The organism is Bacillus sp. HU-1818, from assembly GCF_022695965.1.
Taxonomy (GTDB): Bacteria; Bacillota; Bacilli; order Bacillales; family Bacillaceae; genus Bacillus; species Bacillus atrophaeus.
Map to the genome: position 1 here is coordinate 955850 of NZ_JAAPBE010000001.1, position 15592 is coordinate 971441.

The 15592-nt window shown below is 42.3% G+C and carries 13 protein-coding genes; 9 read left to right on the forward strand and 4 right to left on the reverse strand.

The window, feature by feature from the left end; genetic code table 11:
* Positions 1-93: 93 nt before the first annotated feature.
* Complete coding sequence (locus GXP75_RS04760) at positions 94-1482, reverse strand: hemolysin family protein (protein WP_242556231.1); 1389 nt, start codon at positions 1480-1482, stop codon at positions 94-96.
* A 486-nt stretch (positions 1483-1968) separates the two neighbouring features.
* Between GXP75_RS04760 and cueR the strand changes: the two genes are divergently transcribed.
* The 3 genes from cueR (at position 1969) to GXP75_RS04775 (ending at position 5199) form a co-directional block, all read left to right on the forward strand.
* Positions 1969-2397, forward strand: a complete 429-nt coding sequence (gene cueR, locus GXP75_RS04765; RefSeq protein ID WP_214918230.1) for a Cu(I)-responsive transcriptional regulator — start codon at positions 1969-1971, stop codon at positions 2395-2397.
* Between the two features lie 60 nt (positions 2398-2457).
* Complete coding sequence (locus GXP75_RS04770) at positions 2458-3792, forward strand: hemolysin family protein (RefSeq protein WP_106045377.1); 1335 nt, start codon at positions 2458-2460, stop codon at positions 3790-3792.
* A 501-nt stretch (positions 3793-4293) separates the two neighbouring features.
* Positions 4294-5199, forward strand: coding sequence for an NAD-dependent epimerase/dehydratase family protein (locus GXP75_RS04775; RefSeq protein WP_061572538.1), 906 nt, complete (start codon positions 4294-4296; stop codon positions 5197-5199).
* Positions 5200-5343: 144 nt separating this feature from the next.
* Here the strand turns inward: GXP75_RS04775 and GXP75_RS04780 are convergent, their stop codons facing one another.
* The 3 genes from GXP75_RS04780 to GXP75_RS04790 all read right to left on the reverse strand — a co-directional run bounded on the left by GXP75_RS04780 (position 5344) and on the right by GXP75_RS04790 (position 8452).
* The gene (locus GXP75_RS04780; protein ID WP_214918232.1) at positions 5344-6468 is read right to left on the reverse strand and encodes an NAD(P)/FAD-dependent oxidoreductase; all 1125 of its coding nucleotides are present in this window, start codon (positions 6466-6468) and stop codon (positions 5344-5346) included.
* Between the two features lie 247 nt (positions 6469-6715).
* The gene (locus GXP75_RS04785; protein ID WP_003327800.1) at positions 6716-7315 is read right to left on the reverse strand and encodes a 1-acylglycerol-3-phosphate O-acyltransferase; all 600 of its coding nucleotides are present in this window, start codon (positions 7313-7315) and stop codon (positions 6716-6718) included.
* Positions 7316-7456: 141 nt separating this feature from the next.
* On the reverse strand, positions 7457-8452 hold the full coding sequence (locus GXP75_RS04790) for an aldo/keto reductase (protein ID WP_242556232.1): 996 nt from the start codon (positions 8450-8452) through the stop codon (positions 7457-7459).
* Between the two features lie 201 nt (positions 8453-8653).
* On the opposite strand from GXP75_RS04790, the gene sigM reads away from it, so the two are divergent.
* The 6 genes from sigM (at position 8654) to GXP75_RS04820 (ending at position 15591) form a co-directional block, all read left to right on the forward strand.
* Positions 8654-9145, forward strand: a complete 492-nt coding sequence (gene sigM, locus GXP75_RS04795; RefSeq protein WP_003327802.1) for an RNA polymerase sigma factor SigM — start codon at positions 8654-8656, stop codon at positions 9143-9145.
* On the forward strand, positions 9135-10211 hold the full coding sequence (locus tag GXP75_RS04800; protein WP_214918236.1) for an anti-sigma factor: 1077 nt from the start codon (positions 9135-9137) through the stop codon (positions 10209-10211). The genes sigM and GXP75_RS04800 overlap by 11 nt, the downstream gene beginning before the upstream one ends.
* Positions 10199-10489 (forward strand): hypothetical protein, encoded by a 291-nt coding sequence (locus GXP75_RS04805; protein WP_003327804.1) that lies wholly within the window; start codon positions 10199-10201, stop codon positions 10487-10489. Before GXP75_RS04800 ends, GXP75_RS04805 begins: the two co-directional genes overlap by 13 nt.
* 205 nt (positions 10490-10694) lie before the next feature.
* Positions 10695-11975 (forward strand): Glu/Leu/Phe/Val family dehydrogenase, encoded by a 1281-nt coding sequence (locus GXP75_RS04810; RefSeq protein WP_061572472.1) that lies wholly within the window; start codon positions 10695-10697, stop codon positions 11973-11975.
* 231 nt (positions 11976-12206) lie between these two features.
* The gene (gene pruA / locus GXP75_RS04815) at positions 12207-13754 is read left to right on the forward strand and encodes an L-glutamate gamma-semialdehyde dehydrogenase (protein ID WP_242556233.1); all 1548 of its coding nucleotides are present in this window, start codon (positions 12207-12209) and stop codon (positions 13752-13754) included.
* A 91-nt stretch (positions 13755-13845) separates the two neighbouring features.
* Complete coding sequence (locus tag GXP75_RS04820) at positions 13846-15591, forward strand: M20/M25/M40 family metallo-hydrolase (protein ID WP_242556234.1); 1746 nt, start codon at positions 13846-13848, stop codon at positions 15589-15591.
* Position 15592: the final 1 nt, after the last annotated feature.

A 15592-nucleotide genomic window follows, 5' to 3' on the forward strand; every position in this document is an offset into this window, starting at 1 on the left:
TGAATGCGATCATAGACCGGCACTATCAGCCATTACCGATTGAGCATTCTATTTAAATATTATTTCACACAGCCTAACAAAAAAACCTTGAGCTTATTTTTCGCTCAAGGTTGCATTATTCAGCATAACCGGTTCGGGAATCGGCAGCTTGTGATGTGCCGCGCGTTCAGGGGTTTGGCTGACGTGTTCTTTTATGTCAATTTGCTTAATGTGCCGTCCGTCCATCTCTAGAACCTGTATCGTATACTGTCCGATTTGAATGGATTCTCCCGCTCCGATGTCAATGTTTTCTTTCAGAATCAGTCCGCCGATTGTGTCCACTTCTTCTTCTTGAATATCTGCGCTCAAAAGCTCATTCACCTGATCTATGCGAACCTTTCCGTCCATCACATAATGGCGGTCGGACAGCTTCTGAATCAGCGGCTGCTCATCTTCGTCAAATTCGTCTCTGATTTCACCGACAATTTCTTCAAGAATATCCTCTGTCGTCACGATTCCCGAGGTTCCTCCGTATTCATCCGACAGAATCGCCAAATGAATGCGTTCCCGCTGCATTTTAATCAGCAGATCATGTATCGGAATCGTTTCAATGACTTCAATTACCGGGCGCACATACGAGCGTATCGAGAGCTTCTCCCTTTCCTCATCGCTCATAAACAGCAAGTCGGAAAACAAGTGCTTCGTGTTGACCATACCGATGACGCTGTCTTTGTCACCGTCAGTTACGGGCCAGCGGGTGTATTTCTCTTTCAGCATGATTTGAAGCGTCTCATTCATCGTCATATCGGTTGAAACAGCGGCCATTTCTTTCCGCGGAATCATGATTTCTTTCGCTATTCGGTTATCGAATTCAAAAATCTTATTTACATATTTATATTCAGACGGATTAATTTCTCCGTTTTTCAAGCTTTCGGACAGCAGTATTCTGAGCTCTTCCTCAGAGTGAGAACTGTCGTGTTCCGACGCGGGCTTCAAACCAAACATTCCGGTCAAAAGCCTCGCAGATCCGTTGAGGACCCAAATAAAAGGATACATAAGCAAATAGAAAAAACGTAATGGACCTGCGATCAATAATGTCAGCTGTTCTGCTTTTTGAATAGCAACCGTTTTAGGGGCAAGCTCGCCTACAACGACATGCAGGAATGTAATCAAGCCGTATGCAGCCGCAAATGATAAAGCATGGGTAAGCGACGCCGGCAGACTGAATGCCTCAAACACCGGATGTAAAAGGCGTTCAAAAGCAGGTTCCCCCAGCACACCGAGTCCGATTGATGTCAAGGTGATGCCAAGCTGGGATGCAGATAAGTATTCATCCAGATCCGTAATAATACGTTTAGCGAGTATTGCCCGTTTGTTTCCTTCTGTTATAAGCTGATCAATTCTGGATCTCCTTACTTTAACAATCGCAAACTCACTTGCGACAAAAAACGCGGTTAAAGCAATGAGTACGCCAATTAAAATCAGACTGTCAATATCGTCCATTTAACCCCGTCCTTACGTTAGGACAGGGAGTCACCTCCTGATAAAATTAAATTTTCTTAAGGTTGATGCGCTTGATGTATTGATGACTATGCAGAGGGCCCCATCATACCACCTCCAAGTCAATATGTTTAATAAATTGTATATTTTATTGTACCATAAATCATTCCTAAAGAGAGTTTTAAATATTTTGATTTTTTACTTCCCGAGTATAATGGGCTTCTCTTTTAGCATGCGGCTGAAGCGTAATAGTTGCTCTATTTCTAAGCACAGTTGTTCTTTCTCCTCTTCTATAGGAAGTTTATTTTCGAGACGCTCCTGTAAAAAGTATCGTACATATATATGTTGTTCCAGCAGCGGCCCGTACAGGCCCCTTGCCTTTATAGAATCCGGGGGAGCTTGACCTCGCTCGCTCAATTTCTAAGAACAATAAACTTGTGCAAATCCCCTTACATATATTAAACTATTCTCATAACTATAACGTGATGGTTGGGGAGGGATTTAGATGGGGCTGAGACTTATCGCATCAGTGAACTAGCGGCGCTTGCCGGAGTAACGAAACGAACAGTTGATTATTATACGAATCTCGGTCTGCTTACGCCGGCCAGATCCTGTTCGAATTACCGTTATTATGACGAAAACGCACTCAAACGTCTTATGTTTATTGTAGATTGCAAGCAGCAGCGATTGGCCCTGTCCGATATTAAAGATCGCCTGGAGAATCAGTTTCCCTCTTCAACTTTGAAAGATGATGAAATTGGTATTCTGACCTCAGAAATTGATCATATGAATCAAAACATCTCCGGAATCTTGCATCGGTTTGAAAGGTTGCAGCCTGAGGAACGCGATAAGCTGAAAAGCGAGCTCGCTCCCGAAAAGCTGACCGTGCTTCAATCATTTTTGCTGCTGTTAAGTTAAAACATTATTTTACTTACAGGAGGTGTTACCTTCATTCTCGTTTAAGAGTGAAGGTTCTAATTGGATATTGTTAATTTGATTTTAGTCGCCGTTTTAATCGCGCTGACGGCATTTTTCGTAGCATCTGAGTTTGCCATTATCAGGATCAGAGGCTCACGGATTGATCAGTTGATCGCGGAAGGAAATAAATCAGCCATTGCCGCAAAAAAAGTGACCACGCACCTTGATGAATATTTATCAGCGTGCCAGCTGGGAATTACATTGACTTCGATTGGATTAGGGGTTTTAGGCGAATCGACGATTGAAAGGCTTCTTCACCCGCTTTTCGTACAGATGAACATGCCAGGTTCACTGTCTCACATCATCTCATTTATCCTTGCCTACGCCATCATTACTTTCCTGCACGTCGTTGTGGGAGAATTGGCGCCTAAGACGGTCGCAATTCAGAAAGCTGAAGCAGTGTCCATGCTGTTTGCCAAACCGCTGATTTGGTTCTACCGCATTATGTTCCCATTTATTTGGGTGCTGAACAACTCAGCACGATTATTGACGAAAGCTTTCGGCTTGGAGACCGTTTCTGAAAATGAACTGGCTCACTCCGAAGAAGAATTGCGGATTATCTTATCCGAAAGCTATAAAAGCGGAGAAATCAACCAATCAGAATTTAAATACGTGAATAAGATATTTGAATTTGATGACAGGCTTGCGAAAGAAATTATGATTCCAAGAACCGAAATTGTCAGCCTGCCGCACGATATTACGATCGCTGACATGATGGAAATCATTCAAATTGAAAAGTATACCCGGTACCCTGTTGAAGAAGGCGATAAAGATAATATTATCGGTGTCGTCAATATTAAAGAGGTGCTGACAGCCTGCATCAGCGGTGAGTATTCAGTTGAGTCAACAATCACCGACTTTGTGAATCCGATCATTCACGTCATTGAGTCTGCACCAATCCAAGATTTACTCGTCAAAATGCAAAAAGACAGAGTGCATATGGCTATTCTGTCAGACGAATACGGCGGAACAGCTGGACTTGTGACAGTTGAAGATATCATTGAAGAAATCGTCGGAGAAATCCGCGACGAATTTGATATTGATGAAATTAACGAAATCCGCAAGCTTGGAGACGGACATTATATGCTTGACGGGAAAGTGCTGATCGACCAAGTAAACGACCTTCTCGGCATTCATTTAGAAAACGAAGAAGTCGATACAATCGGAGGCTGGTTCCTGACCCAGAAATATGATGTTGAAAAGGACGATTCCATCATAGAAGAGGGCTGCGAATTTATTATTAATGAAATCGACGGCCACCATGTTGCTTATATTGAAGTGAAAAAGCTTCAGCACCAAGAGCTGTTAGAAGCGGCAGAACAGAAAGAAGCATAAAACAAAAAGACACCTTTTAAAAAGGTGTCTTTTTTAATTCAGTTTATCTACAACCATTCCTGCCAAAGACTCGTTATAACAAGTGGAAACCTGAACCTGTTTTTTGTAAAATGCGATATTTCGTTACTTGATTTACGGTTAAGATCATCATTTGACAAACCGATTTCCGCTTACATTTAACCATAAAATGACTAGCTCCTCGAATACAAAGTTCATGGTCATTTTTGGCTGTAAAGGCCCCAATCCGCTGACAGGCATAAACCACAATCATTTCCAATTTACAGCTATTACTAATAAAACAGGCATAAAAGGGGATTCTAACAGATATTAGGTGAGATTTCACTGAAAAACATTGGCTTTTCGGTAAGCATATTCTGCTCATTTCCTACTCAATGTATTAGAAGAATGAGTGAACTAATGCTCTGTTAAGAAATGAACCAAATATTTAGTGAAATAACTCTTAGCCCTAATATTTCAGATATGAGTAAAGGAGCGAAAATGGTGAAAGTAGTAGTAACAGGAGCAGCAGGCAAAATCGGCCGATGGACCGTAAGAACACTTTTAGAAGCCGGTCATGATGTAATCGCTTCAGACAGAAAACTGAGGGAGGAATCTGCATCGAAAAAATTTATTCAAGCTGAATTACGTGATTATGGTCAGGTATGTCAGCTATTAAATGGTTGTGATGCAGTGGTCCATCTTGGAAATATTCCTACCGATGTGAGGAATACATCTCAAGCTATATTTGAAAATAATATGCTCGTTAATTTTAATATCCTGGAAGCTTGTAAAGATTTCAAAATCCCTAAGCTTGTATGGGCATCAAGTGAAACTGTTTTGGGCTATCCATTTGTTCCGGAGGAGATTAGCTATCTCCCTGTAGACGAAGAGCATCCAACTATCGTCAAATCGTCATATGCGATGGCAAAGCGGCTGACTGAAATCCTCTCAGACATGTATTCCAAGCTTATCAATACCCAGATAGTCACTCTTCGGTTTGCTAATATATATGAGCCTGATGAATATGAAAAAATTCCCACCATGCACTGGAATGATCAACAAAAGGATGTTCAAAAGAAAAATGCATGGGCTTATTGCGATGTCAGAGACGCCGCAAGCGCTTGCCGTCTTGCAATTGAAAAGAGTAATCTAGGGAATGATGTATTCCATATTACGGCCCCTGATACAATTATGACCGATCTCAGCGAGGATTTAGCTAAAAGATTTTTTCCAGATGTCACTTTAAAGAAGGATATTCAAGGCCACGAGACTCTGATGGCAATAGATAAAGCACGGAAGATCCTTGGTTATGAGCCACGTTATACATGGCGTACTGTTCTAAATAATGATGGCACAACCAAGGCACTGCCCGAGGATCAACTTGCTTTAATAAATAAATCCATATAAAGATATCTACGGTTATAAACGATACAAACAAATCTGAATATGGGAATTCGATGAGGCTACTCTCATATTCCACACCGCCATGTATATCGATTCCTGCCGATAGAGAAAGTAACATTCTTTTTAGAGGAAAAAAGCAATGGGGGATCAACAATCCCCCATTGCTTTTTGAATATCATAATCATTTATATTTATATCCAAATCCATTTTGAATACCATCTTCGCCAGCTGTTCCCCAACATAGGGTCCCATTGTCAAACCAGACGACCCAAGCCCATTAGCGACTATAATACCGTCCCACCCCGGAAGAGATCCTATCACCGGAACTTCCCCTGGTGTGAAGGGACGAAGACCGGCTCTTGCTTCTAGAAAAGTACTGTTCGATAAACCGGGAGCCATTTCTAAGCCCTTATTCAGAAGTTCCTGTATCCCGCCTGCTGTTATTCGTACATCATAGCCGTCTATATCATCTTCTCGAGTCGCCCCTATTACGATCTTCTGGTTATAAGCTAAAAGATATTCATTAGAAGGCGGCATGACAACAGGCCAAGTATCTGTGTCGCTTACGTCAGGAACTTGAACATAAACTATTTGTGCTTTTTGACACCTTACTTTGAAATGAATGCCTAAAGGCTCCAATAATTGATCTGCCCAAACACCTGCACAAATAATGACCTCGTCAGATGAATAGCATATTTCACCGACAGTGACTCCTGTTACCCGATTTGAATGAAATCTAAGAGCAGCATCACCAGTTAAAAAGGTTGCACCTTTTCTTTGTGCAGATCGCAATAACGCATCTCGCAGCACTTGGCCATCCACACGGGCACCCCCGCTTAAGTGAACAGAATGATACCGGTCAGCCAACAGAGGAAACAAATCACCAGTCTCTTTTTCAGCAAGATATGTAATCTCACCGATTTCCGGAGCATCTATTTTGCGTTCTCGCACACGTTGTTCCAATTTTACGATTTTCTCTATGTCGTAATGATTACTGAGAACCCCCACTTGAGCATAACCAGTTTCTTTCTCGCCTTCGTTTTTAAGTTCTTCTATCAAACCAGGATAAAAACGTGCTCCAGCCTTTGCTAGCTGGTACCAAGCCTGATTGCTCCGCGGTGATATCCACGGGCAAATAATACCCTTAGCTGCATGGGTAGCCTGCCCTTTATCTTTGCGGTCTATAACAAGAACATCGGCACCCATTTTTGCTAACTGATATGCTGCCGATGCACCAAGAATCCCTGCGCCGACTATTATGACTTTTTTCATACCCAGTACCCTTTCCTAAATTGCATTTATAAACTTCTCATATATTATAACTAAGTGCAGAAAAGTATAAACAATACGCAATTTGTTCAGGGTTTTCTATTACTTTAGGACGTGGAGGAGTGACATAATGTTCAGCTTACAATTGTGCAGGCATACACAATCAAAGTCCACATCATCCCGGATCAATTACAGCATATGCACCTTTCAATTGCTCCCCCATACTTTTGGAACGAGTTCAAAGCTTTTTTTAAAGCTGCTCCAGCTTCTTTTCAAGCTCTTTAATGCTGTTGTTCAAAGCATCCGTCATTGCGGCAAGCTTTTCTTTAGAAGAATAATGGGCAAAATCCTCCTGGCGAAGCGGCTTACCGATGATCAGCTTCATTTTTCCTTTTTTGAAAAGTGCCTTTCCGCTTGATGGTCCTTTGTAGGCCGCGGGAACTAGCGGCGCTTTTCCCAATTGCGCGATGGTGACGGCTCCTCTTTTCAGCGGAACATCCTCAGACGTTCTCGTTCCGCTTGGGAAGATTCCGACGATTTCGCCTTCCTTCAGCAGCTTAATCGGTGTTTTGATGCTGCTCGGCCCTGGATTTTCCCGGTCGACCGGAAACGCGTTAATGCTTTTCAAAAAAGAACCGATCCATTTATTTTGAAAAAGCTCTTTTTTCGCCATGTAATGTATTTGGTAAGGAAGAACTCCGACTCCAAGTGTGATGACGTCTACCCAGCCGGAGTGTGTACACGCAATGACGAATCCTGAATCGGCCGGAAGGTTTTCTTTGTTATAGACTTTCACCCCTCCGCGCAGAGAAAGAATGACTTTTAGAGCATTTGCACAAAACTTATACATATCGCACTTCCTTTGTTGTTGTTATCAAATGATTCTATCTGTTATCTATTATAACAACATTTTTTATTACCTGGTACTAATAATTATCATTTCCTCTTTTCATGGCGCTAAAAAGCTGAGGCCGCGGCCTCAGCTTTTTTCTTACACTTCTTCTTTTGTCGGCGGTGCCATAAATTCAGGGCCGACCGGTTCTGATATCGTTTCCTGCAAAATATGATTGATATCTTTTTTGTCCTCAGAGGTCAATTCCCAGCCTGTAATATCTGAGACGGCTTCCACTTGTTCAGGTTTTCTGGCGCCCCACAAGGCAATACCTGTCCCAGGCTGGTCTAAAATCCATCTTACAGCAAGATGAATAACCGATTTTCTGTAACGTGAGAATGCCAATTCATCGAGTTTTTTAACAGCGGCGATGTATTCTTTAAAACGCGGCTGCAAGAATTTAGGGTCCTGTTTTCGAAGGTCATCACCTTCAAATGTGTAATCCTCCGTCATTTTTCCGGTTAAAAGCCCGCGGCATAAGCTTCCGTACAAAAGCGCAGTCAGTCCCTTTTCCCTCGCATATGGGAGAACATCCTCTTCAGCCTCCCTTTCAAACAGGTTATACGGAGGCTGAATGGCATGAATCGGCGCCACGGCCCGAAAGGTTTCCATTTGCTCCACTGAGAAGTTACTGACGCCAATCGCTCTGATCTTCCCTGCATCATACAGCTCCTTCATGGCTTCGGCAGTCTCTTCAATCGGGACGAGAGGGTCCGGCCAGTGAACTTGATAGAGATCTATATAATCTGTTTTTAATCTTTTTAAAGAATTCTCGATTTCCTCAATGATTCTGGCGCGGGTTGCATGGCGATACAGCTGGTTATACTTCCAATCAAGCGCCGTTTTGGTCGCAAGCACTACTTGATTTCTTGCGCCATATTGCTCAATCGCCTTTCCGACAATTTCTTCTGATTGCCCGAACCCGTATGCGGGAGCCGTATCTATGAATGTAATCCCCTTTTCAAAGGCGGCGTGGATTGTTTTGATTGCGTTTTCTTCATCGGTTCCGCCCCACATGGTGCCTCCGATGGCCCACGTGCCCAATCCGATTCTTGAGGCTTCAATTTCAGTGTTAGAGATATTGATATGTTCCATTATTCCACTCCTTACCCTTTTTCTGACCTTTTCCCATTGACAAAAATGTAAAACATGTGTCAGCCCTATCTTTCAGAGCAATTTTTAGGTACTATATAGTAATGGTGTTTGATTAGGTGAAAATGGAAATAAGCCGTTTGCATGTAAAGTGCAACTTTAAACCTTTCTTATGCGTGTATAACATAGAGGGGAGAAAAGGCAGTGACGATCGATGAAATATACCAAATGTACATGAATGATGTTTACAGGTTCCTGCTCTCCATGACGAAAGACAAGCATCTCGCGGAGGATCTTTTGCAGGAAACTTTTATGCGGGCATACATACACATCCACTCCTACGACCACAGCAAAGTAAAGCCATGGCTTTTTCAAGTGGCCCGAAATGCGTTTATTGATTATGTCAGAAAACATAAAAAGGAAGTGACCATTTCTGATGACTTAATCGGGAGCCTTTTTCAAACGGCTGTTCAAAGCCCGGCTCATCAGGTTGAAATCAAGGAAGTGCTGACTGGATATATGTCCGAGCTTCCCGACAATTATCGGGAGGCCTTAACGCTATATTATTTAAAGGAATTAAATTACAAAGAAGCATCCCATATTATGAATATTTCAGAGGCTAATTTTAAAAGTGTTTTATTTCGTGCCAGACAGCGGCTGAAGACACTTTATAATAGAGGTGTTAATGATGAATGAAGAATTTAAAAAGCGTTTTGAACAATATAAAAATGGAGAGATGAGCGACCAGGAAATGATCGCATTTGAAGAAGAGCTTGAGAAACTTGAAGTGTATCAAGAACTCATTGAGAGTGAAATGCAAGACGAGCCCCAATGGGACGCCACGATCAGCCCGGAAAAACAAAAAGCGATTCTGTCATATGGAAAAAGAAAATCCTATTTGCGCATTTCTGTCCTGGCTGTCATTTCAACATTAATTATCTTGCCGCTTTGCACGCTGGGAAGCTACCTCTATTATGGGCTGGGAGGAAAACAAAGCACCGGAAATGAATTCATGGAAACGGCGGCTGTTACCGTAGCGCTTACGATGCCTAACGTCCTCGTTGATACGTCCGGCTTAAAAAGCCAGGTCAAACTGTTCGGAATGAATACAGAATTTCCGCTGCAAAAGCAGATCGGAACGAAAACAGTAGCGGTGGGAAATGAAAGAATTGAGATGTTTTATGATAAAGTCAAAGCACCATCCGTCAATTACTATGATTTAGAAGCCAATCAATCAAGCCATTATTTTACCCACCCTTCCGGCTTAAAGGAAAAAACGACTTCTAAAGCACAGGAAACACTGAAAAGATTGCCTGAAGGAACGGTTTCTGAAGTATATCTCTCGTATGACCGCGCGTATCCTTCAAATGAAATCTATGACAAATTCAGCGGTTATGATGTAAGGTTCCTCTGGAATGCGATTGAGACGGAAAAAAATCTGAAAGACACTCCTTATGCAGAGCCGCTAGGATTTCCCGGGAAAGATTCCAAAGTGCTTCCTACATTTGAATCACAGGGGGAATCTGATCGCGAACAATTTATCAATGCGCTTGAATATATGTCCAAGCATAAAAACTGGGTGCACGTCATTTCGAAACGTAAAGATATGAATCTGGATAACAGAGTTGATTATGTCGAACAACATGGCGTAAATGTTTACGGTTCTGTCGTGACAGGGCCGACAAAGGAAATTGAACGTCTGCTTAAAAACAAATCAGTGAAAGCAGCTAAAATCGGCGAGGTGGAACTATGGAACTGGTAAGAATATTTAAAGAACATAATGTGTTTGGCTGGATTTCTGTCGGGACAGCTGTTCTGTCTCTGCTTATGCTGAACTTGGCCATTATCAGCAACGTCACTTTTTATTCCTATCAAATGCTGCCGTTCGCCATGGCCGCTGTCCCTTTCGGCATTGCCGAGCTGATCATTAAAAAAGGCCGCACAGGCCCCGGCCTGCTCGGTGTTGTCCTGAATCTTTTTGTTATTATCTGTGTATATACAATTGTAGCTGTCGATACGAATTTACAGTTTGGTTTTTAAAAGACGCCCCGAGAGGCGTCTTTTTTTATCCTTAATAATTCAACAGCAAAATACATGGCACGAAACTTGCATGTTAAATACGTGAAATGATTTAAAGGCTTAGGAGGCAATCAGATGCTTGATTCCACACAAAAATAAAAACGCTTACATTCACTTGTTTCTGATCGATTTGTTTATTATTTAAAACATTATGAGGTGAAATATCGTGTCAACCCAAAACAAAGTAAACGCCGGAACAGAAGAAAAAGAAAACTTAAATTTATTCCTTTCAACACAAACCGTGATAAGAGAAGCGTTAAGAAAATTAGGCTACTCCAATGATGTATATGAATTAATGAAGGAACCCATTCGAATGCTGACCGTACGGATACCTGTCAAAATGGACAATGGCAGCGTTAACGTATTTACCGGTTATCGTTCTCAACATAATGATGCAGTAGGCCCGACGAAAGGCGGCGTACGCTTCCATCCTGAAGTGACGGAAGAAGAGGTCAAGGCATTATCCATTTGGATGAGCTTGAAATGCGGAATTACAAATCTTCCTTATGGCGGCGGAAAAGGCGGAATTATTTGTGATCCGAGGAATATGTCTTTTGGAGAATTAGAGCGGTTAAGCCGCGGATATGTACGGGCAATCAGCCAAATTGTGGGACCTACAAAGGATATTCCCGCTCCTGATGTGTATACGAATTCTCAAATCATGGCGTGGATGATGGATGAATACAGCCGCCTGCGCGAATTTGATTCTCCGGGTTTTATAACGGGAAAACCCCTTGTTTTAGGAGGCTCCCAAGGACGCGAGACGGCAACTGCGCAGGGCGTTACGATATGCATTGAAGAAGCTGTGAAGAAAAAAGGCATTGACTTACAAAACGCACGCATCATCATTCAAGGCTTTGGAAATGCGGGAAGCTTTCTCGCCAAATTCATGCATGATGCCGGAGCAAAAGTAATCGGCATTTCGGACGCACATGGCGCGCTGTATGACCCGAATGGACTCGATATTGATTACCTGCTTGATAGACGGGACAGCTTTGGCACAGTAACCAATTTATTCACAGATGTCATTTCGAATCAAGAATTATTGGAAAAAGATTGTGATATTCTTGTGCCTGCCGCCATTTCCAATCAAATTACCGCCAAAAATGCACATGACATTAAAGCGGCGATTGTCGTAGAAGCAGCAAATGGCCCTACTACATTGGATGCGACGAAAATCTTGAATGAAAAAGGAGTGCTGCTTGTCCCAGATATCCTTGCAAGTGCAGGAGGGGTTACCGTTTCTTACTTTGAATGGGTTCAAAACAATCAAGGCTATTACTGGTCAGCGGAAGAAATTGCCGAAAAGCTGCGCAAAGTCATGGTCGACTCCTTTGAAAACATATACCAAACTTCCATTACACATAAAGTCGATATGAGGTTAGCCGCATATATGACGGGGATCAGAAAGTCTGCTGAGGCCGCCCGTTTCCGCGGCTGGGTATAACTGCAAAAATGATTGGCACTTAAAACGCAAAATTATTTTTAAAATGCCATATTTTTTTGCGCTTTTTATATGGATACAGATTTCGATGGTAAAAAAACGATTATTTTATTTTCTATTTCATAAAGTTTCAAAAAATATTCTCATAATAGTGACGACATTTTAACAATATTGGTACGTAACTTGCATGATAACAAGAGTGAAAAATTCTCAACAACATTAGGGGGTCTCGTTATGGCAGTTTCATATTCGCACGAACCGTTTACAAATTTCAAAGAAGAAAAGCAGCAAACATCATTTCAACAATCATTGGATTATGTAAATAGTCAGTTAGGCCGACATTATCCGCTGGTGATTAACGGGGAACGAGTTGAAACGGATGAAAAAATCGTCTCCATTAATCCTGCTAATAAAGAAGAAGTGATCGGCAGCGTGTCAATGGCCGACAAAGATCTTGCTGAAAAAGCGATGCAATCTGCATTACAGGCATTTGAAACGTGGAAAAAGCAGAAACCGGAGCACCGGGCAAATGTTTTATTCAAAGCGGCGGCGATCATCCGCAGAAGAAAGCATGAGTTTTCCGGCTATCTGGTAAAAGAAGCCGGGAAACCTTGGAATGAAGCAGATGCCGACACGGCAGAAGCGATAGATTTCTTAGAGTATTACGCCCGCCAGATGCTGAAGTTAAAAGACGGAGCCGACGTAAAAAGCCGCGCAGGCGAATACAATCAATATCACTACATACCGCTTGGCGTGGGTATTATCATTTCACCATTTAACTTCCCTCTTGCGATTATGGCCGGTACGGCAGCCGCTGCCATTGTAACGGGGAATACGATTCTATTAAAACCGGCAGATGCGACGCCTGTCGTTGCAGCAAAATTTGTCGAAGTAATGGAAGAAGCAGGCTTGCCAAACGGCGTTCTTAATTTCATTCCGGGGAATGGCTCAGAAATCGGCGATTATTTAGTTGAACATCCGAAAACCCGATTTGTTTCGTTTACTGGTTCACGGGCTGTGGGCTGCCGTATTTATGAGCGGGCATCTAAAGTACAGCCGACGCAAAAATGGCTAAAACGCGTTATCGCTGAAATGGGCGGAAAAGATACCGTTCTTGTAGATAAGGACGCTGATCTTGATGCTGCGGCGTCTGCGATTGTATATTCGGCATTCGGCTTTTCCGGACAAAAATGTTCAGCCGGTTCACGCGCGGTTATTCATCAAGATGTCTATGACGCTGTTGTTGAAAAAGCAGCGGCATTGGCAAGAACACTGACAGTGGGAAATCCCGAAGATCCCAATACGTATATGGGGCCGGTGATACACCAAGCGTCTTACGATAAAGTCATGAGTTATATTGATATCGGCAAGACAGAAGGCCGTCTTTTGACCGGAGGAGAAGGCGATGATTCAAAAGGCTACTTTATTCAGCCTACTATCTTTGCGGATGTGGATGAAAATGCCCGCCTGATGCAGGAAGAAATTTTTGGACCTGTTGTGGCGCTTTGTAAGGCGCGCGATTTTGATCATATGCTGGAAGTCGCCAACAACACGGAATATGGACTGACAGGAGCCCTTTTATCGAATAACCGCGAGCATATTGAACGCGCCCGTGAAGACTTTCATGTTGGAAATTTATATTTCAACCGCGGCTGTACAGGAGCGATTGTCGGCTATCAGCCGTTTGGCGGCTTTAATATGTCAGGTACGGATTCCAAAGCAGGAGGTCCGGATTATTTAGTTCTGCATATGCAGGCAAAGACAACATCTGAAGCATATTAGACATGTAAAAATAATCCAGCAAAATAGTACGATGGGATTCTATCGTACTATTTTGTTATAACGTATACTATTTAAAGATGGAGGTACTTCTATGTATGAGAAAATCCGCCAAATGAAAATGCCGGAAAGAATCGAGGCATTGACTAAATCTCTCATCAATATTAAAAGCATAAACGGAACGGTCGGAGAAGCTGCTGCAGCCGATTTTATAAAAGAGGTGCTAACAGGTTTTCCATATTTTAAGCAGCATCCTGATCAAGTGTGGGAACAGCCTATTCCAAGTGATCCATACGGCCGTAAAAATGTTTTTGCATTACTGAAAGGCACAAGAGAAAGCCAGAAAACGGTCATTTATCATGCTCATATTGATACTGTGGGAATTGAAGATTTTGGCCCGCTAAAAGACGATGCATTAGATCCGGATAAATTAGCTGAATATTTTGCTTCTTATTCGTTTCATCAGGAGGTTCAAAAAGATGCCCAATCAGGTGAGTGGATGTTCGGAAGAGGATCTGTCGATATGCAAAGCGGTATTGCCGTGCATCTGGCAAACGTTTTATATTTCTCAGAACATCTGGACGAGCTTCCGGGAAATATTTTATTTATGGCAAACCCGGACGAGGAAAGCCAGCATGCCGGCATTCTGTCTGCTATTCCTGAGCTGAATCGATTACAAAGGGAACATCAATTAACCTATTTGTCAGCCATTAATACAGACTTTATCACACCGTTATATGACGGCGATTCAACAAGATACATCTATACAGGAGCCGCGGGCAAATTACTTCCCTGTTTTTATATTTACGGCCGTGAAGTGCACGTGGGAGATACATTAGCAGGCATTGATCCCAACCTCATTGCTTCTGAACTGACAAGAAGAATCCACAATAACATCAATTTAGCGGAGAACATTGACGGCGAACTCATTTTACCTCCCTCTTGTTTATACCAGCGTGACAATAAAGAGTCTTATAATGTCCAAACAGCTGTGAGCAGTTATTTATATTTCAACTATTTTCTCTATGAAAAAACTGCGAAAGAAGTGATGGATCAGTTACTTCACATTTCTCTCGAAGCCTGCGAACATGTAGAAGATAAATTATCAGATTATTATGAAGAATTTTTGAAACGCACCAATCTGCCTAAAAAAGATTTGTCCTGGCACATCCAAGTCGTCAGTCTGGAAGAGTACATGGAGGAATTACGCGGGAAAGGAATAGACCCTGACTTAAGCATCAAAGAAACCTTCAAGAAATATGAACATCTGGAGCTGCGCATGAGATGCTTTAAGGTTGTAGAGGAATTGCAAAAGCTGGACCCTAAACAGAGTGCCAAAGTCATTGTATTCTATGCTCCTCCCTATTTGCCTCATAACTTTTTGAAAGAGGAAAACAACAATGACCGGCAATTACTTAGTGTCATAAAAGAAGCCGTGGAAAAAGTCGCTGTTTCCACCGGAGAAATATTTGCCTTTAAAAAATTCTTCCCTTACTTAGCAGACGGAAGCTTCCTCTCTCTGCATGAAACAGATTCAGAAATTGCATCCTTTACTAAGAATTTCCCCGGATGGGATATCATCGGTTCCATTCCGTTCGAAGACATACGCCAGCTAAATATTCCCTCTATTAATATGGGAGTGTACGGCAAGGACGGCCATAAATGGACGGAAAGAGTATACAAGCCTTATACATTTCATGTCCTTCCGGCTCTCATTCAGCAAACGACTGTTCACCTGCTGGAAAGCGATCAATTGACCACAGATAGAAAAAAGCAAAATGGTTCAGAACATAAAACCTACACGTACTCATGCGATCACGATAACGGTTGTGTGTATTAAG

Bases quoted from the DNA above. Each gene is read 5' to 3' on its own strand.
- GXP75_RS04760 (WP_242556231.1), bottom strand. From the start codon at position 1,482: ATGGACGATATTGACAGTCTGATTTTAATTGGCGTACTCATTGCTTTA.
- GXP75_RS04780 (WP_214918232.1), bottom strand. From the start codon at position 6,468: ATGAAAAAAGTCATAATAGTCGGCGCAGGGATTCTTGGTGCATCGGCA.
- GXP75_RS04785 (WP_003327800.1), bottom strand. From the start codon at position 7,315: ATGTATAAGTTTTGTGCAAATGCTCTAAAAGTCATTCTTTCTCTGCGC.
- GXP75_RS04790 (WP_242556232.1), bottom strand. From the start codon at position 8,452: ATGGAACATATCAATATCTCTAACACTGAAATTGAAGCCTCAAGAATC.
- GXP75_RS04800 (WP_214918236.1), top strand. From the start codon at position 9,135: ATGATGAATGAAGAATTTAAAAAGCGTTTTGAACAATATAAAAATGGA.
- GXP75_RS04805 (WP_003327804.1), top strand. From the start codon at position 10,199: ATGGAACTGGTAAGAATATTTAAAGAACATAATGTGTTTGGCTGGATT.
- pruA (WP_242556233.1), top strand. From the start codon at position 12,207: ATGGCAGTTTCATATTCGCACGAACCGTTTACAAATTTCAAAGAAGAA.
- GXP75_RS04820 (WP_242556234.1), top strand. From the start codon at position 13,846: ATGTATGAGAAAATCCGCCAAATGAAAATGCCGGAAAGAATCGAGGCA.